Origin of the sequence: Rhizobium sp. BK376 (assembly GCF_004341625.1) — a bacterium.
Lineage (GTDB): Bacteria > Pseudomonadota > Alphaproteobacteria > Rhizobiales > Rhizobiaceae > Rhizobium.
Genome location: NZ_SLZG01000005.1, coordinates 307186 through 331577 on the forward strand (window position 1 = coordinate 307186; position 24392 = coordinate 331577).

The window sequence follows — 24392 nt, forward strand, 5'->3', positions numbered from 1 at the left end:
AGAGCCAGGATGCCCCTCAGTCCCATTCCCTCCCTGACGGAAAGCTCGCGCCAGGTACTGCGTGTGGTTGCGTCCTCGGGGCCGATTACCCGCCCGCGGCTCGGGGCAATTCTCAACCTGTCGAAGCCGACGATGACCGCCGTCGTGAACGAGCTCGGCGCGCTTGGTCTGGTTGCCCCGATCGGCTCGCAACAGGGCGCCATGGGCCGCTCGGCGGCGGTCTATGCGCTCGGCCCTGCCGCCGGCTATGTCATCGGTATCGATGTCGGTGTGGCGCAGGTCCGCGCGGTCGCGCAAGGGCTTGACGGAAGTCCGCTTGCCGCCGTCGAACTGAAAATCGGCAAGCAGCAGCGTGCCACTATCGAAGAGGTGGCCTCGATCGTCGATGAAGCGGCCAAAGCGGCCATCCTTGCCGTCGGCAGTCGCGGCCAGGTTCTCCGCAGCGTCGCGGTCGCGGTTCCGCGCATCGTCTCGAAAAGCCGGCTTGGCCAGAACAAGCGCCGCTCCCCCGAAGCGGTGCTGCAGCGGCTGCGCCACTCGGTCGATGCACCGATCCTGCTTGAAAACAACGTCAATTGCGCAGCCTTTGGCGAGCTCCACAATGGCGTCGCGAAAGGCCGCGATATCTTCATATTCCTTCAGGTCGGCGTTCGCATCGGTCTCGGCATCGTGATCGGCGGCAAATTGTTTCGCGGTTTCAACGGTGCGGCCGGCGAGGCTGGCCGCATACCTTTCCCCTGGTCTGCAAACGAGGTGCCGGAACGCGAAGGCATTGAACATTACCTCGGCTCCGATGCTTTGATGGAGCGCTGTATCGCCGGCTGGTCGACGAACGAGCCCCCAGCCTCAGCGAGGGAGCTTTTCGACCGGGCCGAGCAAGGCGAAAAGGAAGCCCTGGCCTGGGTCAATAAACACGCTGCCGATATTGGACGAATGGTGGGTGGTTGCATCGGTTTGTTCGATCCGGGTCTGGTGGTGCTCGGTGGCGGCGTTGGGCAGAATCCGTTCATCCTGGAGGAGGTCCGGCATGTTTCGCGTGAGCTGACCTGGGCAACGGAAATTGCCAGCAGCACCCTTGGCGCGAATGGTACGGTTATCGGCGCGACACGGCTGGCGGCGGATTACGCCCTGGCGACAATTCTCGGAGAGGCTCCGGATGCGACCGTTGTTCTCTCCTCGAACGAGGCTGCGGGCGACGAGCCGCAGCCGTCGTTCGGCTAATCCTAGACCTCCGTCGGCGACCATGCCTTCAGTTTCGTGTCGGTCTGTCTGTAGCGAAACGTGATGTCGGTCAGTCCCGCCGAATCCTGCATGTCGCCGACAATCATCTGGAGCGCGACGATCTGGATGATCGCGTCGGCCACGGGATTGTCGAACCCCGGAACGGTGATGACCGTAAGGTTCGGGCGGTGAGGCATGTCGGATCGATCGGTGATCAAAACGGATGGGCAGCCGAAGCCTGCCATATCTTCTGCGATTTTCACCTCGCGGCCGTTGCCGAAAGCGATCACACCGGTACGGCTGTCCTGCGACTCCATCGGCCCGTGAAGATAGTTCATCGTATCCCAGCCGGCCGCGGGAATGCGCACAGCTTCCCGGATCAGCATGGCGCCTTCGCCGGCAGTCGCAAATCCGGCGCGGGCACCGACCAGATCGATCGAGCTGCAGGCTTGCAGGCTTGCCGCGGCGGCGTTGGCCATATTGCGCGTTGATTGCAGCATTTGGCCAACAGCCGCCGGCAGATCGGCCCATCCGCTGAAGGTCTTGCCCGCAAGGGCATCGCAGAGAAGTCCGATCGCAAGCACCATGCCGGTATAGCCCGTCGAGCTTGCTCCGTTGTCCGCTCCCGAACCGCTCGGAATGACGGCGCCGGTCAGTTCCGCAAGCGGGTTTTCGGCGCTCCTGCAAATCGCAATGCGGGGCATAAGAGCCCGCAGCGCCATGACATCGGAAATCTCCTTGCTCTGGCCCGAGGCCGAGAGCGCCACGAAAGCCTGCGCAGCGCTGTCCACGGCTTCATAGAGGTCCGTCGGGCAATAGGCAAAAGACGGAATACCGAGCAGCCGCAGGTAACTGGCGCCGACCATCGCAGCCTGATAGCTGGCCCCGATTCCCGCAAAACCGATCGACTTGCCCCGGAACGGCCGGATATCGATCGTCTCCAATGCGGCCGTCACGATCTTGAGACCGTGCGCAAGGCTCTCGGGCTGGCGGGCAACCGCGCTGCGATAGCCTATCCGTTCATTTGCCATTGAATTTCTCCATTTCACGAATCTCGGCGCGAAGGCGTTCAGCTATGGCGAGCGCTCCGTTGACAGGCGGCGCCCGCAGCAGCGTGATCTCGCTCGCCGGCGATACTTTCGACATGGCGGCGACGAATGCGTCGAAGAGCAGGGGTTGTTCGACGACAACGCCGCCGCCGATCACCACGTGGCTCGCATCCGCTCCACGGCTGATCAGGACCCCGATAAGACCGGCGAGCGCATCCGCGCCCTCGCGGATCACCCGATTTGCGAGTGCCGACCCTTGCCGCGCGGCATCGAACACCGCATCTGCATATCCGCCCCAGATGGCAGCGCTTCGGGTAGCGTTCAAAAGCCGGCCGATTTTGGTTGCATCTTCTGTCTCAAGCTTTGCCATCAATTCCGCTATCAGAGGGTCGTCCATCTGGCCGAGATCGATCGCGCCGCGAATGGCACGGGCTGCCTCCCTGACGAGGGCTGCGGCACCACCTTCATCTCCGAGGATCCAACCCCATCCGCCGGCCACAAGCATTTCATCGTTTGCCGTGCGGGCAACCGCGATCGAACCGGTCCCGGAGACGACGCCGATACCGGAGACGAAACCCGCTGCCGGAACGAGCAGTTCAGAATCGTTGACGACCTTTATTCTTCCCTCAAGGCCGGAAGCGAGGTCGGCTTCCAGTTGCTTGCAGTGCTCATCAGTGTCGCAACCATGCGCGCCGATTGCCGTTGCACAGAGTTTGCCGCCGGCAATCTCCTTGATGAGCGCGGCAAGCGCCACGGCATCCTTTTCGCGCTCCCATACGCGCCAGTCGGAAGAGGGGACCACCTTGTCCGCGATAACGCGGTTCGCGTCCTTGATGAGGACGTGCGTTTTTGTCCCGCCGATATCGATCCCTGCAATGAGGTCAGCTTGCTTCATATGGTCTGGCGCCTGTGAATAAAAAATATAGTTCGGCAAATTTACAAACTATCTAGCCAGAACGCAAGAACTATGATTTGTTAATGATCGTGGACATGCTCTAGAACGAAAAAAGGGGAGCACAATGAAACTGACATCGATCGCAGGGCTGCTGACCGCAGCGACAATCGCCTGGGGTGTTTCGGCGCCCCTTACCTACGCGACTGACATCTCTTTCTGGACATGGCGCCAGGAAGACAAGGCTGCTTACAACGAGCTGTTTTCCGATTTCACAAAGGAAAATCCGGACATCCACGTGAAGTTCGAATCCTTCCCGGACGAGAATTATCCGACGATCGTCTCCACTGCGCTTGCGGGCGGCAAGGGCGGCGACGTCATTCACACCCACGCTTATGGCTGGCTGGAGCAATTCGTAAAATCCGGCTACTTCGTCAAGCAAGACAGCTCGAACATGCCCTCGCTCGCCAATATGTCGGCCGACGCGTTGCTTGCCGGCACCTACCGTGGCGACGGCCAGGTTTATTCTCTCCCCTTCGCATCTCAGACCCTCGGCCTGTTCATCAACAAGGACGTTTTCCAGAAGGCCGGCCTGACGCCGCCGACCACCTGGGATGAGTTCATCACCGTATCCAAGGCGCTGAAGGAAAAGGGCATCACTCCGCTGGCAAACGGCCTCGGCACCAGCTGGTTCAACGAAATGTTCGTCGCCGCTTTCACCGGCCCGTTCCTCGGACAGGATTTCGTCTCGGATCTGAAGACCGGCAAGGCAACCTTCAAGGACCCGCGCTATATCGCGGCGCTCAACAAACTGCTTGAGCTGCGCGACTACATGCCGACCGGCTTCGAAGGCGTTGATTACGATACCGCGGGTCAGCTTTTCGTCAGCGGGCGCGCGGCCATGCTTGCCGGCGGCAGCTTCGACATCGCCACCTACAAGAGCCAGAATCCGCAGCTCGACATGGATTTTGTCGCCCCGCCAGCCGCCAAGGCCGGTGATATTCCGCAGGCGACGAAGTTCTTCGATGGTGGCTACGCCGTAAATGCCGCCTCACCGAACAAGGAAGCTGCCCTGAAATTGGTGGCCTGGATGGGTACCAAGGAATTCGGCGACAAGTTCACCGCTCTTCTCGGGAATATCTCGCCGATCAAGGGCGTCGAAGTGAAGGACCCGCTGCTTGCCGAGGTTGCCAAGCTCAACGAGACGGCCATGCCGCATATCAACGTGGTCTACTTCCGTTTCGAAAAGCCGACCGGTTCCGAGTTGCTGCAGACCGACATTACGAAGATGATGAGTGGATCGATTACGCCGGACCAGCTCGGCGCCGACCTCACCAACGGTCTCGCCAAGTGGTACAAGCCTTTCCAGGGGAAGTAAGATGAGCAACGACCGCCGCCGCTCCAGATCCTTTTGGCCGCGGCGCCGGTCGTTGTGGATTCTCTTCCTGCTGCTGCCGGCCCTGACCGTCATGACGCTCTTTGTCGTATGGCCGCTCTTGTCGGCCCTGCGCTTCGCGTTCTACGACTTCAATGGTCTGTTGCCGTCGCATTTCATCGGTCTCGAAAACTTCCGAAAGGTGCTGTTCGAAGAGCCCTATAGCGGTTGGACCTACAATGCCTTCTGGCATAACGTCATCGTTTTCGTCTCGCTGATGATTTTTGAAAATGGCACGGCCTTTCTCGTTGCCTTCGCACTGCTGAAGGGCCTGCCGGGACATCGCATTCACCAGGTGATCGTCTTCCTGCCGGTCGTTCTGTCTTCGGTCATTGTCGGCTTTCTCTGGAAGCTTTTCCTGAACCCGATCTTCGGTCTGGTGAACGGCGCACTGGCACTTGTTCACATTCAGGGGCCAGCCTGGCTTGGCAATGAAAACACGGCGCTCGGCAGCATCATATTTGCCAATATCTGGCACTGGCTCGGTTTCCCGACGCTCGTCCTTCTTGCCGGCATGCAGCGGATTTCCGCGGAAGTGATCGAGGCCGCCCGTCTGGACGGCGCCGGCGACTATGTTCTCTTGCGACGCATCATCTGGCCGCTGATCGCGCCGAGCGTCACGATCGTCTGCATCCTGACCTTCATTGGCAGCTTCAACTGGTTTGAAATCCCTTATGTCATGGCCGGCCTCACCGGTTCGCCTGGCGGTTCGACCGACGTTCTGGGTCTCTATTTCTACCGCACGGCATTCGGCAGCGTGACGAACGGGATCCAGGATTTCGGGCAGGGTAGCGCCCTCGCGGTCCTGATGTTCATCTTCGTGGCCGGCTTTTCGTTCGTTGCCTTGCGTTTCCTTCGCCGCCGCGAAATTCAGCTCTAGAGATCGGGCCTTGCTGTCGTCCCTTTCAACCCTGCGAGACAAGACATGAACAATTCCAACGAGTGGGTGAAGAACGGCTTCATTCAGGCGCTGCTCGCGCTGAATGCGCTGATCATGCTCTATCCGCTCTTTGTCATGGTGCTTTCGGCTTTCAAGACAAATGCGGAGATCTTCAGTTCGCCCTTCGCATTGCCGAACAGCCTTTCCTTCGCAAACCTGCAGAAGGTCTGGGACCAGACGAATTTCCTTCGCTACATGCTGAATTCCTTTGGCGTTACATTTGCTTCGATCGCGCTGATCCTGATCTTCGGCACGATGGCGGCCTATGCGATTGCGCGCTACGAGTTCCGGCTTGGAGGCGCCGTGCTGATGTTCTTCATCAGCGGCATGACGGTGCCTCTGAAGCTTGCGATCATTCCGCTCTTCATCCAGCTCAACGCCTTGCATCTGATCGACACCTATGCCGGTCTCGTCCTTGTCTATGTTGCAATGGGACTGCCGTCGGCCGTCTTCATCCTCACCGGCTTTCTGCGGACCTTGCCGCGCGAACTGGAAGAATCCGCCCGCATGGACGGTGCGAGCGAATTGTTGATCATGCTTCGCATCATGCTGCCTCTGGCAAAGCCCGCGATGGTCATCGTGATGATCCAGAACGCCGTCCCGATCTGGAATGACTTCTTCTTCCCGCTGATCCTGATCACCTCCGATGACCTGAAGACATTGCCGCAGGGGCTTACTGTCTTCATCGGCGAATTCACCACCGATTGGGGCGTCATGTTCACGGGCTTGACGCTCGCGGCGCTGCCGATCACGCTGCTTTATATCGTCCTCTCCAAGCAATTCATCGCCGGCATCACGCAAGGCGCGGTGAAGTAGGTTGCCCAACAAGGAAGTTCCATGAGCTCTGTCCAAATTCGCAATGTCAGCAAGAGCTATGCCCAGACCAGCATCATCAAGGACATTTCGGTCGATATTCCCGATGGCGAGTTCGTCGTTCTCGTCGGCCCTTCCGGTTGCGGAAAATCGACGCTTCTAAGGATGATCGCGGGTCTGGAAGAGATCACCGGCGGCGAAATCGAAATAGCGGGAAAGGTGATCAACGACGTCGCGCCAAAATCGCGCGATATCGCCATGGTATTCCAAAACTACGCTCTCTATCCGCATATGACTATCCGGCAGAACATGGAGTTCGCCCTCTCGCTGAAGAAAGTGCCGAAGCCGGAGATCGACGCCAAGGTGAAACGGGCCGCCGCAATCCTTGGCCTCGGCGACCTGCTGGAACGCTATCCGAGGCAGCTTTCCGGCGGCCAGCGCCAGCGCGTTGCCATGGGGAGGGCGATCGTGCGCGACCCCAAGGTATTTCTGTTCGACGAGCCGCTGTCCAACCTCGATGCGAAACTGCGCGTCCAGATGCGGGCGGAGATCAAGGCCCTGCATCAGCGGCTGAAGACCACGACGGTCTATGTCACGCATGATCAGGTCGAAGCGATGACCATGGCGGATCGGATCGTCGTCATGCGTTCCGGTGTCGTCGAGCAGGCCGGTGTCCCTCTCGAGCTCTATGACGATCCGGCGAATATCTTCGTCGCACAATTCATCGGCTCGCCCGCCATGAACCTCATTGAAGGGAAGATCAGTGCCGGGGCATTCGAAACGGAGGACGGCGTGAGACTTGCTCTGCCCGTCTCTGATGTCGTCGACGGCCAGAAAGTGTCCTACGGCATCCGGCCGGAACACATTCGGCTTTCGGATGAGGGCGTTCCCGGCACGATCTACATCATCGAGCCGACCGGCGCTTCGACTGAAGTGATCGTCCAGGCAGGCGCCCAGCAGATTGCCCTTACCGCGCACGAACGCCTGCACCTTCAACCCGGACAACAGGTCTGCCTGGCGATCGACACTGCCAAGGTGTGTCTGTTTGACAGCGACGGCCGGCGGATCAGGTCTTGAGGAGATAACCCATGGCGGATAGCCAGAGAAAATGCGCGGTTATCACCGGCGGGGGGTCCGGCATCGGGGCGGCGACGTCCCGCGCCCTTGCCCGCGCGGGCTATGACGTCGTCATCAATTATAGCCGCAATCGCGATGGCGCCGAGGCCGTTGCCGAGCAATGCAGGGCAGAAGGCGGCGAAGCGATCACCGCTGTCGGCGATATTGCCGATGATGAAGCGTGCCGGGCGATCGTCGATGCTGCCCTCGGGCGCTTCGGCCGCATCGATGCCTTGGTCAACAATGCCGGTGTGACGCGCCATGCCCCGGCGGCTGATCTCGCCGCATCGAACGCCGTGGATTTCCAACATATCTTCAGCGTCAATGTGACCGGCACCTATCAGATGATCCGCGCTGCCGTCCCCTTTCTCAAGCAGACCGACAGCGGTTCCATCGTGAACGTGTCTTCGGATTCGGCCTTCTCCGGCGATGGCTCGTCGCTTGCCTATGCCGCCTCAAAGGGTGCGGTCAACACCATGACGATCGGATTGGCGCGGACGCTGGCGCCGGCAATCCGCGTCAATGCGGTCTGCCCCGGCTTCGTCGATACGACATGGGCGCTCGCCTGGCACGACGAGGAATCCTACAGGGTTTTCAAAGAGGGCTTGATCGCAGCCGCGCCGCTCCACAGCATTCCAGATGCGCTAGACATCGCCGACGCCATTCTCTGGTTGACCGACCGGGCGACAAGAGTGACCGGTCAGTGCCTTGTCATCGACAGCGGAATGCATCTCACAGCTGGATAGCAAGAGATATCGGGCCAGTTTCGGCAAGGTATTGGACAACGCCGCCCGACCCTAAGCCCGAATGATCACGGATCCTCCCGAAAGGCCCGCGCCGGCAGCGGTCAAAAGCAAAGTTTCACCCTCGGCGAATCTCGTTTCGCGGTTGGCAAGAGACAGGGACAGCGGGATGGTTGCCGCGGATGAATTGCCGTAGGTTTCGATCGTCCTGACGATCGTGGCTTTCTCGATGCCGAGATTGTCGCAAACTGCGTCGAACATTCGCGCATTGGCTTGATGGGGTATGAAGCAGTCGATATCCCCCGCGGACACGCCTGCCTGTTCCATCGCCTTCCGCGACGTCCTAGTCATCAGATCGACCGCGCGAGAAAAAACCTCGCGCCCGTTCCGCATCGTCATCAGAAATTCGACCGCACCGATCTCCGCGGAAAAAGGCCGATTGCTGCCGCCGGCTGGTATCTGGATCAGATCATAGCCACTGCCATCCGACGAAAGATCCGCAGAGAGAAGGCCGCGCTTGATATCTCGATCCGGCACGAGCACGACTGCGCCTGCCGCATCGGCGAAAAGTACGGCGCTTGCCCTTTCGGCAGGATTGATGCGGCGGCTGAGGATATTGGCAGCCACCACCAGCACCGGGCAGCCATGTGCTTTTACGAAGCCATCTGCCAGCGTGAGTGCATAAAGAAACCCGGAGCAGGCACCCGCAAGATCGATCGCACCGGATTTTTCAAGACCCAGCTTGTGCGCGAGCAGCGGCGCCGATGGCGGCAGAAGATGGTCGGGCGTTGAGGTAGCGAGTAGCGTCAGTGCGACGTCCGACCGGGTGAGCGCCGCATCATCGAGCGCCATCTGCCCGGCTGCCGCAGCAAGGCCGCTCAACGTTTCGCCGTCCTCGGCCCAATAGCGCGTGCGGATACCGGTCCGGCGCTCGATCCACCCTGTCTCAAGCCCGAGGCGGGCTTCGATTTCCTCATTGTCGACGCATCTTGTCGGCACCGCGTGTCCGAAGCCGGCCATATGGGAAGAAGGGCTCGGGACCATCAGACGCTATTCCCGATGATTGACGCCACCTCGTCGATGGCCTCATAGGCGCGCGCAAGCTCATCGTCGGTAACGCAATAAGGCGGCATGAGGTAAAGGACGTTGCCGAGCGGACGGATGAGCAGGCCGCGCTCGCGGAACAATCTGCGCATACGCGGACCAACATCGGCCAGATAGCCGGACGATGGTACTGACAAATCGAGTGCTGCAATCGTCCCTATTTGCCGAACGTTGTCGAACCTCGCATCCTCGGCATATCGCGCCAGGATCTGCCGATGCGCGACTTCAAGATTCCGAACGCGATCCAGAACCGGCTCACTACGCCAGATCTCGAGATTGGCGACCGCCGCAGCGCAGGCGATCGGATTGGCGGTGTAAGAACTCGAATGAAAGAAGGTCTTCCGTCTGTCCGTCGACAGATGGGCGTCAAAGATATCGGCGGTGCAGAGCGTGGCCGCGAGCGGTATCGCGCCGCCGGTCAGTCCCTTGGATGTACACAGGATGTCAGGGACGATCTCTGCCTGCTCACAGGCGAACATCGTGCCGGTCCGGCCCCAGCCAGTCATCACTTCGTCGGCAATGAAAAGGCATCCATATCGCGCGGCGATATGCTTCAATCCTGCAAGGACGGCCGGGCTGTATGTCCTCATCCCGCCGGCCCCGAGAACCAGGGGCTCGATCAGCAAGGCCGCGACGCGTCCCTTGCGGCAGAACGCCTCGAACCGATCGAGCGTGTCTTGCTCATGTCCCCTTTCTGGAAAGGGAATCCGATCCACGTCAAACAACAGCGGCTCGTAGGCGGCGTTGAAAACACCGCGCTCCCCAGCCGACATCGTACCGATCGTATCACCGTGATAGCTGTTCTCCATCACCACGATGCGATTGCGCGGTTCGCCCTGATTGTGGAAGTAGCCGAGCGCCATTTTGATAGCCACCTCGACCGAGGTGGAGCCGCTGTCGGAATAAAACACATGCTTCAGTCCGGGCGGAGCAATCTCGATCAAACCGCTGGCGAGCCGCTCGGCCGGCTCGTGCGAGAACTCGGCGAAAATGATCTGGTCGAAACTCTCGGTCGCAGCGCGAATTGCCTCCATGATTACAGGATGCCGGTGGCCATGCGTAATGACCCACCATGACGAAATGGCATCGAGAATGCGCTTGCCCTCCTCGTCGACGAGATAGGCGCCTTTCGTCGATACGATGCGTTTCATCGGCGGTTCGAGTGCGTGTTGTGTGAAGGGGTGCCAGACCGCTGATCGGTTCATTGCGATGCCTCGACAAAGGTCGCCAGATCGAAATTCTGCAGGAATGCCTGACGAAGCGTGAGATGATTTATGACCGGAAGCGGCGGCAGGCGACCAAGTGAACGAATCCCGCTCATTTCCATGATGATGCGTTGTGTCTCGTGGTTTTCGTCGCCGATGAACGCAATGCCGAATATCGGAATAGCGCGGCGCTTCATCGCTTCGAGCGACAGAAGCGTATGGTTGATCGTACCCAGTGATGTTCGGGCACACAGGATGGCTGGGAGCTGCCATCGGGCGAAAATATCGGCGAAGACCATCTTGTCTGAGAGCGGCACCAGAAGTCCGCCCGCCCCTTCGATAACCAGTGGGCCACTGGTTTGCGGTGGAGTAAGACTGTCGGCATCAATCGAGATACCGTCGATGCGGGCGGAGAGGTGCGGCGAAGCGGGTGTCGCAAGCCGGTAGGCCTCCGGCAGGATACGTCCTCTGGGCGCGCCTGAGAGCCGCAGCACGGCCTCGCTATCGGTCTCCTCATCGAGACCCGACTGCACGGGCTTCCAATAAAAAGCATCCAGGGCGACCGTCAGCGCGGCCGAGAAGATCGTCTTGCCGATGCCGGTATCCGTGCCGGTGATGACATACCTCGGGATCACGATTTCACTCCCTCGAACGCGTCGGCAAGTCGCTCGACCATGCTAGCAATCTGGTCCTCATCAACGTTGAGAGTGATGGAAATTCTCAGACGCGCGGTTCCATCAGGCACGGTCGGCGGCCGAATGGCTCTTACGTCGAAACCGTCAGCCCGCATGCGCTCGGCAATTCGGAGCGCGCGGTCATTGTCGTTAACGATGACCGGCATGATTTGCGAACCGCTGGGATCGATGCCGAGCTTCGATTTCAATTGTTCGCCGGCAAAGTCGATCAAGTTTTTGAGGCGCAAGCGGCGCTCAGGCTCAGTGTCGATGATCCGCAACGCCTCGCGCACGCCGGCTGCGATTAACGGAGACGGCGCGGTCGAATAGATGAAGTTGCGCGCGCGATTGATCATATAGTCGGCGAGAACCGCCGGCAGCTCCAAAAGCGCGCCGGACATTCCCATAGCCTTGCCGCAAGTGTGCAACACCAGCACGTTGCCGCGGCTTTCCAAGCCTGATGCAAGGCCGCGACCTCCGGGACCGAATACGCCCGTGGCGTGTGCCTCATCGACGACCAGAAATCCCTCGTACCTATCGGCGAGCTCCGCAAGCTCGGATACCTTCGCTCGGTCCCCGTCCATCGAATAAAGGCTTTCGACGGCGATCCAGGGAGAACCTCTACCGCCGCGTGCCCGCCAATTCCGGATCGCTACATCGAAGGCCCCCACATCATTGTGCGGGACGGCCAAAGCCTCGGCTTTGCTTGCGGAAATGCCATCTCGGGCGCTCGCATGGATCAGCGTGTCGTAGACGATGAGGTCGTCGCGCTGCGGCAAGGTTGAAAAGAGCGAGACGTTCGCCGCAAATCCATTGCTGAAATAAAGGGCCTTCTCCACTCCGAAGAACGCTGCAGCCTCCGCCTCGAGTTCTTCATGTTCGGGATGATTGCCCCGCAGCAACCGGGATCCGCCCGCGCCCATTGGAACCCCGCGATCGATTGCGGCCGCTGTCGCCGCCTTGAGACGCGGGGCATTGGCTAGCCCGAGATAATCGTTGGAGGTGAAATCTACGCCTTGCTGCGAGGCGAGAGTGCGAAACCGCGATCTACGCGTTAAACCGGCAAGCTTAGCCTCGTAGCGGGCGAGTGCCGGAGAATTCATCGTGATCTCTCCAGTTCCATCGGCTTCAAGCCGAGCCGGCGGAAAAGAGCCGTATCGTGATCCTCGCCAGGATTATCCGCAGTCAGGAGCGTATCTCCGACAAAGATAGAATTCGCCCCGGCAAAGAAACAGAGCGCCTGCAACTCGTCACTCATGTCGGTGCGGCCGGCAGACAGGCGCACATGCGAGGTCGGCATCAGGATTCGCGCGAGCGCGATGGTGCGGACGAATTCGATCGGGTCGATCGGCTCGGCATTCGCCAGCTTGGAGCCGGGGATCGGAATCAGCATGTTGATCGGCACGCTCTCCGGTGCCGCAGGCAAGTTGGCAAGCGTAACCAGCATCGAAACGCGATCCTCTGCCGTTTCTCCCATCCCAAGTATCCCGCCTGCGCAGACCTTGATGCCCGCATCCCGGACATTGGCAAGTGTTTCCAGCCGGTCCTCAAAAGTGCGCGTGGTGATGATCTCCGAATAGAAGCGCTCGGAGGTATCGAGATTGTGATTGTAGTAATCGAGGCCGGCATCGGCGAGCCGTGCGGATTGTTCTGATGTCAGCATGCCGAGGGTCATGCAGGTTTCCATGCCGAGCGCCCTGACGCCCTCGACCATGGCGACGAGACTATCCATGTCGCGGTCCTTGGGATTGCGCCAGGCTGCGCCCATGCAATAGCGCGTCGCCCCGCTCTCCTTTGCCTTTCGTGCCTCTGTCAGCACGCGCTCGACCTCCATGAGCTTCGAGGCCTTCAGCCCGGTCGGATAGTGCGCAGACTGGCTGCAATAGCCGCAGTCCTCGGCGCAGCCACCGGTTTTGATCGACAGAAGCCGGCTTATCTGGATGGCGTTCGGGTCGAAATTGTCGCGGTGAACGGTCTGGGCTCGATAAAGCAGATCGTTGAATGGCAAATTATAGATAAAATTCGCTTCTTGAATGGAGGTGGTGCGAGAATCGGGCTTCGAATGCTGTCCCTGATGTACTGGCTTGTCGAAAGATTGATCCAAAACGTTCCCCTGCCCTGAGTCTGTAGATAATTATCGTTTTTATCTATAATTTTCTCGGAAGGGAAGCCTCTTTGCAGGTGGAGCCTGAGAAGCGAGATTTCTCCAGGAATCAAAAGACCTGTCGAGTGGCCTCACACGACAGGTCTTTGCTTTGCTTCGTGGTGTGACTGCCCCTCTCTAATGAGCAGCCATGGTTCGCGATGGTACGCGCTAAACGCGTTGTGTCCTCGACTTCAAAGCTTCCCCTTCCAGGGGATCAGGCGCTGCTCCAGGAAGCGCATAGCCATCGTGAAGGCGCAGGCGAAAACCGCGATCACAATCAGGCCGACAAAGACGACATCCGTGGCGAGGAAATTGGCGGCCGACATGATCATGTAGCCGACACCGGATTGTGCCGCGATCAGCTCAGCGGCCACCAATGTGGACAACACCGCGCCGATCGCGATGCGAGTTCCGGTCAGCACTTCGGGAAGCGCCGACGGTAATACGATCGTTGTGAAGATCTGCCTTGCGTTCGCTCCGAGAGAGCGAGCGGCGTTGATGCGCTCCTGCGGCACGGAGCGGACGCCGGCTTGGGCAGCGTAGCATATGGGTGCGAAGGCAGCGAGGCTCAGAAGCAGGATCTTCGATGACTCGCCGATGCCGAGCCAGATGATGAGGAGCGGAAGATAGGCAAGCGGCGGCAGCCCCCAATAGATATCGATGGGAACGCTCAGGATGCCCCTGGCCCAACGATTGAGCCCCATGAGCAACCCCACGGGTACGCCGAGACCGATACCGAAGGCCAGGGCCACGCTGACGCGACCGAGGCTGGCAAGGACGTGGTCGAGAAGCGTCCCATTCGCATAGCCGTCGGAAGCGATCGCCAGGGTCTGCGTGAGGACCTCCTTCGGCGAGGGTAGAAACAGCGGGGAGGCGAGGTGATATCTGGTCGCCGCGACCCAAGCCACGAGCAGCGCGACAAGGGTCGCTGCGCTTATGGCCAACGTGCCACCAGGTTTGCCGAAGGAGCGGACCGGCGAGCGCTTTTGTTTTTCTTCCGCGGTCGGCAGGCCGGTGTCTGTTGCGACGGTCATTTCAAAATCCTTTGTCTCGATGATATCGGCCGGTTCGTGGTGCCATCAGGCCACTTCGAACTGGGACCGCGCGGGCTTATGGATCAGCGAGCGGATTTCCCCCCGCAGCGCGACGAATTCGGGATTTGCCAGCACGGGGCCAATATCTCCGGCCACAGCGAATTCACGAACAAAATTGGCCTGATATCGGGCAACGATCCGGCCCGGCCTTGGCGACATGACCAGGATATGCGTGCCGAGCGTCAGCGCTTCCTCGATCGAATGCGTAATGAAGAAGATCTGTTTTCCGGTCTTTGCCCAGATGGAGGCGAGCAGCTGCTGCATGTTCTCCCGCGTCAGGCTGTCGAGAGCGCCGAAGGGCTCGTCCATCAGCAGCACCTTGGGGTCGGTGGCGAGCGCCCGCGCGATGCCGACGCGCTGCCGCATGCCGCCCGACAATTCATATGGCGGCTTTTTCTCGAAATCGGCGAGGCCGACGAGATCGAGCAGCGCGCGCGCCTGGCGATGTCGTTCCACCTTCGCGACGCCGCGATAGCGCAGGCCAAGCGCGACATTGTCGAGGACATTGGCCCAGGGCAGCAGCGTGTCCTTCTGGAATACGACGCCGCGATCCCCGCCCGGGCCTTCCACAGATCTTCCGTCAATGAGAATTTCGCCATCCGTCAGCGGCTGAAACCCGGCGATAGCGCTGAGCAAGGTCGATTTCCCGCAACCCGATGCCCCGAGCGCAACGACGATCGAAGCCGGCGGAATGTCGAATGAGACATTATCCAGCGCATGGACTTCCGTTCCGTCCGTAGCCTGGAATTTTACGGTGGCGTTTCTGATTGAAAGCATGGCCTGTCCTCGCCCGAATACGGCGGCTCAGGTTTGAGCCGCCGTCCTGTGCTTGTGGGTTACGTCAGTTGGACGCGAGTGCTGCCGCGGCGAATTGCGGGTCGACAAAGGAGGCGTAGCTGTCCTTGACGGCAGTGATCTTCTTCTGCTCCTTGAGGAATTGCGCCGTGTCCTTGAGTGTCTTGGCGATGTTTCCCTTGTCTCCACCGCCGAGCCATGCATCCGTTACCTGCTCCTGAAGCGGAACGACGACCGTCGTCTTCAGCCAGCCGGCATTCTCCTCGGGCGTTCCGCCCTGGAGTTTGGCGATCAGCTTGATGTTGTCGGAGGTCGGTCCCCAGGCGTCCGGATGCTTGGCAAAGTCGACATAATATTTGTCAATAAGGCTCACATATTTCGTCAGGAATTCCGGGTTCTTCTTAGCGAAATCGGAGGTCGCGACGAGGGAGCTGAAAACGGGGGCGCCGGCCTTGGAGACTTCGCCCGAGGTCACCAGCACCTTGCCGTCCTTTTTGAGTTCCGTCAGTGCCGGATCCCAGACGAAAGCGCCGTCGATGTCGCCGCGTTTCCACGCCGCGACGATCTGTGGCTGCGGCATTGCAATGACCTGCGCATCCTTCTCCGTCAGCCCTTGCTGTTTCAGATAGGCGAGCAACTGATAATGGTCGGTGGAAACGGGAGCGGCCGAGAACTTCTTGCCCTTCAAGTCAGCAGCCGATTTGATCTCGGGCCGCACGACCAGCGCTTCGCTGTCGCCGGCGCCGGCGGTGATGTAAATGCCCTTGACATCGAGATCGCGGCTGACTGAGGCCGCATAGGGGCTGGAGCCGACATCGCCAAGCTGCACGTCGCCGGAGGCAATGGCCGCGAAAATATCGGCTCCGGAGTTGAAGCGGCGGAATTCGATATTCCAACCGGTCTGCTTGGCGAGCTCGCCGTTTGCGATCCCGACCAGATAGGGAACCGCACCGGTCTGATAGGCGATGACCACCTTCTTGGCGTCTTCCGCGTGAGCGGATGTGAGGAGCGAGGCAAGCAAGCCGACGGCCCCGAGAAATCTCTTGATATGCATGGTTCTACCCTCTCGAAATCATCCATCGGCCGGTGTGGCGAGGAACGACAGATAGGTTTCCATATTGTCTATGTTATTTGTAGATTATTAATTCTAAATTTTGTGTCCACCGGGAAACAGGCGTTTCGCGTTTGAACGGAACCGAGCAGCAATGCGCTGATGGCCACGCCGTCTTGTCGCCGCAGGCGTTTGGCCACAGAGTGGGGACGCTTTGCCTCTCGGCAGAGCTGAACAGGGGAAACAGTATCGCCGGAGATGATTGTTGTTGACGACAAAACGTTGACGATTTATCGATATTTTGTCTCGATAAAAATAAGCATCCTGGCGGAGGTTGGGCGTTGAGCGGTAGTGAAATGAAGCGCTGGGATTTCTGGATCGATCGCGGGGGCACGTTCACCGACATCGTCGGCCGCGACCCCGATGGCGCGCTACACGCCCGCAAGGTGCTCTCCGAAAATCCCGCCGCCTATTCCGACGCCGCCGTCCAGGGCATCCGCCTTCACCTCGGCCTCACCAATGGCGAGCCGATCCCTGCCGGTCTCATCGGCGAAGTCCGCATGGGCACGACGGTTGCCACCAACGCGCTGCTCGAGCGCAAGGGCGAGCGGCTCGCACTCGTGACGACCAAGGGCTTCCGCGACGCGTTGCGCATCGGCTATCAGGAACGCAAGAAGATCTTCGCGACCGAGATCGTCAAGCCGGAAGCGCTCTACGATACTGTCACCGAGATCGACGAGCGCGTGCTCGCCGACGGCACCGTCGAGCAGGTGCTGGACGAGGATGCGGCGCGAAAGGCGCTCCAGCAGCTGCGCGACGAAGGCTATCGCGCCGTCGCCATCGTCTTCATGCATGCCTACAAGTTTCCCCCCCATGAGGCTGCTGTTGCCCGGATCGCTCGCGAGATCGGCTTCGAGCAGGTCTCCGTCAGCCATGAAGTCTCGCCGCTGATCAAGCTGGTCGGCCGTGGCGATACGACCGTCGTCGATGCCTATCTCTCCCCCGTCCTCGGCCGCTATGTCCAGCAGGTCTCGCAGGAACTCGATGTCGCCCGCACCGGCGCCCGCGTCATGTTCATGATGTCGTCGGGCGGTTTGACGGCGGCCGACATGTTCCAGGGCAAGGATGCGATCCTGTCGGGTCCGGCTGGCGGCGTCGTCGGCCTCGCCAAAACAGGCGAACAGGCGGGCTTTAACCGCGTCATCGGCTTCGACATGGGCGGCACCTCCACCGACGTCGCGCATTTCGACGGCGAATATGAACGCGCCTTCGAGACCGAAGTTGCTGGCGTGCGCGTCCGCGCCCCGATGATGCTGATCCACACCGTCGCTGCCGGCGGCGGTTCGATCCTGCATTTCGACGGCGAGCGCTTTCGCGTCGGCCCGGACTCAGCCGGCGCCCATCCCGGTCCCGCCTGCTATCGCAATGGCGGACCGCTCGCCGTCACCGACGCCAATGTCATGACCGGCAAGCTGCTGCCGGAATTCTTCCCCGCCATCTTCGGCCCCCATCAGGACCAGCCGCTGGACGTCGAGACGGTTCGCAGCAAGTTCTCGGAGCTTGCGACCCGCATCGGCGACGGTCGCAGCCCGGAAGAAGTCGCCGACGGCTTCATCCGCATCGCCGTTGCCAACATGGTCGAGGCGATCAAGAAGATCTCGGTCCAGCGCGGCTATGACGTGACCCGCTATGCGCTGAACTGCTTCGGCGGCGCCGGCGGCCAGCATGCCTGTCTCGTGGCCGACGCGCTCGGCATGAAGAGCATCCTGCTGCATCCGATGTCCGGCCTGCTCTCGGCCTACGGCATGGGTCTGGCGGACATCCGTGCCACCCGCCAGAAGGCGCTCGGCGTGCCGCTCGACGATGCCGCCCCATCGGCAATCCTTTCGCTCGGCAAGGCGCTCGAAAGCGGATGCAAGCCGGAACTGGAAGCGCAGGGCGTCGCATCTGCCGAGATCCAGACGGTGCTTCGCGCCCATATCCGCTATGCCGGCACCGACACGCTGCTCTCGGTCGAAGCGACCTTCCCCGCGGTCGATGACGCTGTCCGCCTGCGTCGGGAATTCGAGGAACTGCACAAGCGCCGCTTCGGCTTCGTCGCCGAGGACAAGCCGCTCGTTGTCGAGGCCGTCGAGGTCGAGACCATCGGCGGCGCCACGGCCGAGATCGAAGTCGAGACGGCGGCAAACGGCAAGGGCGAGGCAACGCCCGCCCGCCGCACCCGCTTCCATTCGCAGGGCGAGAGCCACGACGCCGCCGTGGTGCTGCGCGAAAAGATCCTGCCCGGTCAGACCGTAACTGGCCCGGCGATCGTCATCGAGAAGAACCAGACCATCGTCGTCGAGGACGGCTGGCAGGCGACGCTGACAGCCAAGGACCATGTGGTCATGAGCCGCATCAAGGCCCTACCGGATCGCACTGCGATCGGCACCAAGGCCGATCCGGTCATGCTGGAGATCTTCAACAACCTCTTCATGTCGATCGCCGAGCAGATGGGCGTGACGCTGCAGAACACCGCCTATTCGGTCAACATCAAGGAACGGCTGGATTTCTCCTGCGCGGTCTTCGATGCGGAAGGCAATCTCGTCGCCAATGCGCCGCATATGCCGGTGCATCTCGGCTCTATGGATGCCTCGGTCGCGACCGCGATCCGCGAAAATCTCGTCATCCATCCCGGCGACGTCTTCCTGATCAACGCGCCCTACAACGGCGGCACGCACCTTCCCGACCTCACGGTCTGCACGCCTGTTTTCGACGAGACCGGCAGCCGCATTCGCTTCTGGGTCGCGAGCCGCGGCCATCACGCCGACATCGGCGGCATCTCGCCGGGCTCCATGTCGCCGCTCGCAACCCATATCGAGGAAGAAGGCGTCTATATCGACAATTTCAAGCTCCTCGATCGCGGCCATTTTCGAGAAGACGCGCTCGCCGATCTCCTCACCGGCGCCCGCTACCCCGTCCGGCAGCTCGCCCAGAACGTCAACGACCTGAAGGCGCAGGTCGCCGCCAATGAAAAGGGCGTCGCCGAACTCAAGAAGATGATCGCCCTCTTCGGCGAAGACGTGGTCGATGCCTATATGGGCCACGTCCAGGACAATGCCGCCGAAAGCGTGCGCCGCGTCCTCGACCGCCTACCCGGCGGCGAGTTCAGCTATGAAATGGACCAGGGCTGCAAGATCGTCGTTAAGGTGACGATCGACAAGGAGAAGCGCGAGGCGACGGTCGATTTCACCGGCACCTCGGAACAGCGTGCTGACAATTTCAACGCGCCGCAGCCTGTGACCCGCGCCGCCGTTCTCTATGTCTTCCGCGTGCTCGTCGAGGCCGACATTCCGATGAATGCCGGCTGCCTCCGACCGATCCGCATCGTCATGCCCGAGGGCACCATGCTGACGCCGAAATATCCGGCAGCTGTGGTCGCCGGCAATGTCGAGGTCAGCCAGGCCGTGACGAACTGCCTGTTCGGCGCGGTCGGCGCGATGGCAGCGGCGCAAGGGACGATGAACAACCTGACCTTCGGCAACGACCAGTATCAATATTACGAAACCATCTGCTCAGGCGCGCCGGCCGGCCCCGGCTTCAACGGCGCCGATGCGGTTCATACGCACATGACCAATTCGCGCTTGACCGACCCCGAAATCCTCGAAACCCGCTTCCCCGTCGTCTTGGAGGACTTCCACATTAGGCCGAACTCGGGCGGGCGAGGAAAATGGTCGGCCGGTAACGGCACCAAGCGCACCATCCGAACTCTTGAAAAGCTGGAATTCGCTGTTCTGTCCGGTCATCGCCGCGTCGCGCCCTTCGGCCTCGAAGGCGGGGAAGCTGGGCAGACCGGCCGCAATCTCGTGCGTCGCAATGACGGCACCGTCGATGAACTGATCGGCAGCGCCCATACGGTTCTCGATTCCGGCGAGGCCTTCATCGTCGTCACCCCGACGGGTGGTGGGTACGGAAAAGCGGAAAATTGAGAGAGGTCTTTGGAGCGCTGGAGCCGCCTCGGGTGCGGCTCTCGCGGACCAAAGGTTAACAATTGAATCTTAGCGATAATTTGTTGACAAAATGTCGCTGTTCGATAACCTGCCCATTACCCCGAGGGGCTAGCGTGAGAGGGCTCATTGGATAAGCCGAAGGACAAGAAACCGCGCGAATTGATCGTATCGTCCGCCCATCTGGCGGTCGGCAGTTCTCCCGCCCTTTCCGAGCTGGAATACGGGTTGATCCTCTTCTCCCACGCTTTCAATCGCTGGATGGTCCGCTGCATGTCGGCGGCCGGCGCGCCTGGTCTCTCCCCGATCGAAATCCTGATCATTCACTCGGTGCGTCACCGCGACCGGCCGAAGACGCTGTCCGATCTCTGCCTCGTGCTCGATATCGAAGACACGCATATCGCCAATTATGCCGTGAAGAAGCTGGAGAGCGCCGGCCTCGTGAAGACGGGCAAGTCCGGCAAGGAAAAGGTGATCCAGACCACCGAAAAGGGTCTGGAGGCGCTGAAGCGCTACTCCGAAATCCGCGAACGGCTGTTGGTCGAGGCGACGAAGGTTTCCGGTCTCTCCCAGGACGACCTGTCCGACATCGCCTCGCATCTCAGGGCGTTGTCGGGCTACTACGAGCAGGCAGCGAGGTCGGCAGCAACCCTATGAGCGTGACACCGGAGAAGCCCACCTTGCCACCAGTCCTCTCTGTACGCTCACTGTCGGTCGATTTTCCCTCCCGAGGTCAGGTCTTCCAGGCCGTCAAGTCGATCAGCTTCGACGTCCAGCCCGGCAAGACGCTCGCCATCGTCGGCGAATCCGGCTCCGGCAAGTCAGTGACATCGAGAGCGATCATGCGCCTGACGGATTATTCCGGCGGCACGATCAGCGGCGGACAGGTGCTCTTCCAGAGCCGCAACGGCCCGCTCGATCTCATGCAGGCGTCACCCGAGCGCATGCGACAGATTCGTGGCGGCGAGATCGCCATGATCTTTCAGGAGCCGATGACCTCGCTTGATCCGGTCTTCTCGATCGGCGACCAGATCACCGAGGCAATCCTCCTGCACCAGAAGACCTCCCGCGAGGACGCGAACCGCATCGCCCGCGAGATGCTGGAAAAGGTGCGCATCCCCGACGCTGAGACCATGCTGAAGCGCTATCCGCACGAGCTGTCCGGCGGCATGCGCCAGCGCGTGATGATCGCCATGGCGCTCTCCTGCCGGCCGCAACTGCTGATCGCCGACGAGCCGACGACGGCGCTCGACGTGACGATCCAGGCGCAGATCCTGAATACGATCCGCGAGCTTCAACGAGAGCTCGGCATGGCCGTCATCTTCATCACTCACGACATGGGCGTGGTCGCCGAAATGGCCGACGACGTCATCGTCCTGCGCAATGGCGAAAAGCTCGAGGACGCGCCCGTCCGCCAGCTCTATGCCAATCCGCAGCATCCCTATACCAAGACGCTGCTCGCAGCCGTCCCCCGCCTCGGCAGCATGACCGGCAAGCCCTCGCCCAACAGCGCCGCGATTTCGGCCGAGCGCACACAGGCCGTGCAGCCGCTGCTGCAGATCGACGGGCTGACCGCGCATTTTTCGGCCCGCAAGACCATGTTCGGCCGCGTTACCCATCGCGTCCATGCCGTCGAGCAGGTCTCTTTTGATATCCGTCCGGGCGAAACGCTGGCGCTGGTCGGCGAATCCGGCTCGGGCAAATCCACCACCGGACGTATGCTGCAGCAAATCATGCAGCCGACCGGCGGCAAGATCCGCTATCGCGGCCGCGACGTCGCCGAAATGAGCGCGGGCGACCGGCATTCCCTGCTGCAGAAGATCCAGTATATCTTCCAGGATCCTTTCGCCGCGCTCGATCCGCGGCAACGCGTCGGTTCCAGCATCGCCGAGCCGATGATCGTGCATAAGCTCCTGCCGACCAAGGCCGCGATCTCGGCGCGCGTCGATGAACTGCTGGACCGCGTCGGCTTGCCGCGCGACTATCGCACCCGTTTCCCGCATGAGCTTTCCGGTGGCCAGCGCCAGCGCGTCTGCATCGCCAGAGCCCTGGCGTGCGATCCGGAACTGATCATCGCCGACGAATCCGTCTCAGCGCTCGACGTCTCCATCCAGGCGCAGATCCTCGACCTCCTGCTCGAATTGCAGAGGGAAAGGGGTCTTTCCTACCTCTTCATCACCCATGACATGGCGGTCGTCGAGAAGATCGGCCATCGTGTCGCGGTCATGTATCTCGGCCAGATCGTCGAGATCGGAACGCGGCAGGAGATCTTCGAGAACCCGCAGCATCCCTATACGCGCAAGCTGCTCTCGGCGATCCCGGTGCCGGACCCGGATCGCGTCATCGACACCTCGCTTTTGACCGGGACGATACCGAGCCCGATCCGCGAAATCGGCGACGAGCCAGCTCTCGTGGAATATCGCCGTTTTTCGCCATCCCACTTCGTTGCGGCCAATCCGCAGAAGTTGTCCGAAACCCTCCCATAGGACAAATGCAGACCCGAACGCCAATCTTTAAAAAACACTGGGGAACCAAAGAAATGAAAGCCAACCGATATCGACATCTTCTCCTGGCAGCCGCCGTGTCGCTGCTTCCGCTCGCAACCACGGCGAACCTCGCCCATGCCGCCGGTACCCTGACTGTCGCCCTGGAGCGGGATGACGGAAGCTGGGATCCGATCGATACCTTTACCCTTACTTGGGGCCGCATCGGCAGCAATCTCTATGATGGCCTCGTCATGCGCACGCCCGATCTCAAGCTCCAGCCCGGCCTGGCGACGAGCTGGGATTTCCTCGACGACAACAAGCGCATCCGCTTCCACCTGCGCCAGGGCGTGAAATTCCACGACGGCGAGGATTTCAACGCCGCGGCCGTGAAGTTCACTTTCGACCGCCTTCTCGGACCGGAAGGCGCCAAGGGCCCGCAGCAGGCAAACTATACCTCGATCGGCTCCGTGACTGTCGTCGACGACTATACGGTCGACTTCACACTGAAGTCGCCCGATCCAGTGCTGATCACCAAGCTTGCCGGCTATGGCGCGATGATCGTTCCGCCGAAATACATCCAGGAAAAGGGCGACGAATATTTCAACCTGCATCCGGTTGGAACGGGCCCGTTCAAGTTCGTCGATTACAAGCCGAAAGTCAGCCTGACGCTCGAAGCCAATCCGGACTATTGGGGCGGTGCGCCGAAGCTCAGTGGCCTGGTCTACCGTTTCATCCCTGAAGCCGCGACCCAGGTCTCGGAGCTGCAGTCCGGCGGCGTCGATATCGCCACGCTCGTGCCGATCAGCCTGGTCAAAACCATCGCCGACGATCCGAAGCTTGCTATCGAAAGCATCGTCGGCCCCACGGTGACCATGCTGCGCTTCAACACCGCCGACGGCATTACCAAGGATCCGGCCGTGCGCAAGGCCTTGATCGAGGCGATCGATCGCGACGCAATCATCGACCAGATTCTGCAGGGCAACGGCAAGCCCATCGCCAGCCTGCAAAGCTCCCTCTCATTCGGCTATGATCCGGCCCTCAAGCCTCTGCCTTTTGACCCCGCCGCCGCCAAGGCGGCGCTGAACAAAGCGGGCGTTAAGCCCGGCACGACAGTCGAACTGTCCTATGTCGGCGCCGACGCCACGTTCCGAGAAGTTGCACAGACAGTCGCCGCCTACCTTCAAGGCGTTGGAATCACGGCGACATTGAAATCATACGAGGCGAGCGTCTTCTATTCGGACGTCATCCCCCACGCAAAGACCGGATCATTGTTCCAGTACAACTGGGGCGGCTGGACATTTGATTTCGACAATACGGCCTATCTCCTCTACCACAGCGGCCAATTCTGGAATCCGTACATCAAGGATGTCAAGATGGACCAGCTGCTGGAGGCTCAGCGCGCGACGTATAACGTCGACGAGCGCAAGAAGATCCTAGCTGAAGTCGCCGCCTATGCTGCCGATCAAGCCTACGAAATTCCGCTCTACAACAACAACACGCTCTACGGCGTAAGCAAGCGCATCCACAACCTACCGCCGACACCGGATATCCGCTTCCGCTTCGTCGATACCACTGTCGAGTAAACAACGCCAGGTGACTGTCTGCCTGGTGGCGGGCAGTCATTCCTTCGGCAGAGGTCAAT

The 24392-nt window shown here is 60.6% G+C and carries 20 protein-coding genes; 10 read left to right on the top strand and 10 right to left on the bottom strand.

Annotation, left to right across the window (positions count from 1 at the left end; translation table 11 throughout):
- Positions 1–9 precede the first annotated feature (9 nt).
- The gene (locus EV561_RS15910; protein ID WP_132523107.1) at positions 10–1221 is read left to right on the top strand and encodes an ROK family transcriptional regulator; all 1212 of its coding nucleotides are present in this window, start codon (positions 10–12) and stop codon (positions 1219–1221) included.
- Between the two features lie 2 nt (positions 1222–1223).
- Here the strand turns inward: EV561_RS15910 and EV561_RS15915 are convergent, their stop codons facing one another.
- Both EV561_RS15915 and EV561_RS15920 read right to left on the bottom strand, forming a co-directional pair.
- A complete protein-coding gene (locus EV561_RS15915; RefSeq protein WP_132523109.1) occupies positions 1224–2252 on the bottom strand; it encodes a sugar isomerase in 1029 nt (342 codons plus the stop codon).
- The gene (locus EV561_RS15920) at positions 2242–3165 is read right to left on the bottom strand and encodes a BadF/BadG/BcrA/BcrD ATPase family protein (protein WP_132523111.1); all 924 of its coding nucleotides are present in this window, start codon (positions 3163–3165) and stop codon (positions 2242–2244) included. Before EV561_RS15920 ends, EV561_RS15915 begins: the two co-directional genes overlap by 11 nt.
- A 124-nt stretch (positions 3166–3289) precedes the next feature.
- Between EV561_RS15920 and EV561_RS15925 the strand changes: the two genes are divergently transcribed.
- From EV561_RS15925 to EV561_RS15945, 5 genes are read left to right on the top strand one after another with little or no spacing between them, the layout of a single operon-like run.
- Complete coding sequence (locus tag EV561_RS15925; RefSeq protein WP_132523113.1) at positions 3290–4540, top strand: extracellular solute-binding protein; 1251 nt, start codon at positions 3290–3292, stop codon at positions 4538–4540.
- Position 4541: 1 nt separating this feature from the next.
- On the top strand, positions 4542–5477 hold the full coding sequence (locus EV561_RS15930) for a sugar ABC transporter permease (protein ID WP_132523115.1): 936 nt from the start codon (positions 4542–4544) through the stop codon (positions 5475–5477).
- A gap of 45 nt (positions 5478–5522) precedes the next feature.
- Positions 5523–6353 carry a carbohydrate ABC transporter permease gene (locus EV561_RS15935; RefSeq protein ID WP_132523117.1) on the top strand — a complete coding sequence of 277 codons (831 nt, stop codon included), beginning with the start codon at positions 5523–5525 and terminating at the stop codon, positions 6351–6353.
- A gap of 21 nt (positions 6354–6374) precedes the next feature.
- The gene (ugpC, locus tag EV561_RS15940; protein ID WP_132523119.1) at positions 6375–7427 is read left to right on the top strand and encodes a sn-glycerol-3-phosphate ABC transporter ATP-binding protein UgpC; all 1053 of its coding nucleotides are present in this window, start codon (positions 6375–6377) and stop codon (positions 7425–7427) included.
- An 11-nt stretch (positions 7428–7438) separates the two neighbouring features.
- Positions 7439–8212 (top strand): SDR family oxidoreductase, encoded by a 774-nt coding sequence (locus EV561_RS15945; RefSeq protein WP_132523121.1) that lies wholly within the window; start codon positions 7439–7441, stop codon positions 8210–8212.
- Between the two features lie 51 nt (positions 8213–8263).
- On the opposite strand, the gene EV561_RS15950 is transcribed toward EV561_RS15945, so the two are convergent.
- The 8 genes from EV561_RS15950 to tauA form a co-directional block, all read right to left on the bottom strand.
- Entirely contained in the window at positions 8264–9253 is a 990-nt protein-coding gene (locus EV561_RS15950; protein ID WP_245512684.1) for a beta-ketoacyl-ACP synthase III, read from the bottom strand.
- Positions 9253–10518 (bottom strand): adenosylmethionine--8-amino-7-oxononanoate transaminase, encoded by a 1266-nt coding sequence (locus tag EV561_RS15955; RefSeq protein ID WP_132523123.1) that lies wholly within the window; start codon positions 10516–10518, stop codon positions 9253–9255. Before EV561_RS15955 ends, EV561_RS15950 begins: the two co-directional genes overlap by 1 nt.
- A complete protein-coding gene (gene bioD / locus EV561_RS15960; RefSeq protein ID WP_132523125.1) occupies positions 10515–11153 on the bottom strand; it encodes a dethiobiotin synthase in 639 nt (212 codons plus the stop codon). Before bioD ends, EV561_RS15955 begins: the two co-directional genes overlap by 4 nt.
- Entirely contained in the window at positions 11150–12295 is a 1146-nt protein-coding gene (locus tag EV561_RS15965; RefSeq protein WP_132523127.1) for an 8-amino-7-oxononanoate synthase, read from the bottom strand. Before EV561_RS15965 ends, bioD begins: the two co-directional genes overlap by 4 nt.
- On the bottom strand, positions 12292–13227 hold the full coding sequence (bioB, locus tag EV561_RS15970) for a biotin synthase BioB (RefSeq protein WP_245512691.1): 936 nt from the start codon (positions 13225–13227) through the stop codon (positions 12292–12294). The genes EV561_RS15965 and bioB overlap by 4 nt, the downstream gene beginning before the upstream one ends.
- 302 nt (positions 13228–13529) lie before the next feature.
- Positions 13530–14372 carry an ABC transporter permease subunit gene (locus EV561_RS15975; protein WP_132523131.1) on the bottom strand — a complete coding sequence of 281 codons (843 nt, stop codon included), beginning with the start codon at positions 14370–14372 and terminating at the stop codon, positions 13530–13532.
- A 45-nt stretch (positions 14373–14417) separates the two neighbouring features.
- Positions 14418–15209 carry an ABC transporter ATP-binding protein gene (locus EV561_RS15980; protein WP_132523133.1) on the bottom strand — a complete coding sequence of 264 codons (792 nt, stop codon included), beginning with the start codon at positions 15207–15209 and terminating at the stop codon, positions 14418–14420.
- A gap of 64 nt (positions 15210–15273) precedes the next feature.
- Positions 15274–16281 (bottom strand): taurine ABC transporter substrate-binding protein, encoded by a 1008-nt coding sequence (gene tauA, locus EV561_RS15985; protein ID WP_132523135.1) that lies wholly within the window; start codon positions 16279–16281, stop codon positions 15274–15276.
- Positions 16282–16634: 353 nt separating this feature from the next.
- On the opposite strand from tauA, the gene EV561_RS15990 reads away from it, so the two are divergent.
- The 4 genes from EV561_RS15990 to EV561_RS16005 all read left to right on the top strand — a co-directional run bounded on the left by EV561_RS15990 (position 16635) and on the right by EV561_RS16005 (position 24333).
- Complete coding sequence (locus EV561_RS15990) at positions 16635–20246, top strand: hydantoinase B/oxoprolinase family protein (protein ID WP_132523339.1); 3612 nt, start codon at positions 16635–16637, stop codon at positions 20244–20246.
- A gap of 147 nt (positions 20247–20393) precedes the next feature.
- Positions 20394–20921 (top strand): winged helix DNA-binding protein, encoded by a 528-nt coding sequence (locus EV561_RS15995; protein WP_132523137.1) that lies wholly within the window; start codon positions 20394–20396, stop codon positions 20919–20921.
- Positions 20918–22750, top strand: a complete 1833-nt coding sequence (locus tag EV561_RS16000; RefSeq protein ID WP_132523139.1) for an ABC transporter ATP-binding protein — start codon at positions 20918–20920, stop codon at positions 22748–22750. Before EV561_RS15995 ends, EV561_RS16000 begins: the two co-directional genes overlap by 4 nt.
- Before the next feature lie 53 nt (positions 22751–22803).
- Positions 22804–24333, top strand: coding sequence for an ABC transporter substrate-binding protein (locus EV561_RS16005; protein ID WP_132523141.1), 1530 nt, complete (start codon positions 22804–22806; stop codon positions 24331–24333).
- The last annotated feature ends 59 nt before the right edge of the window (positions 24334–24392 follow it).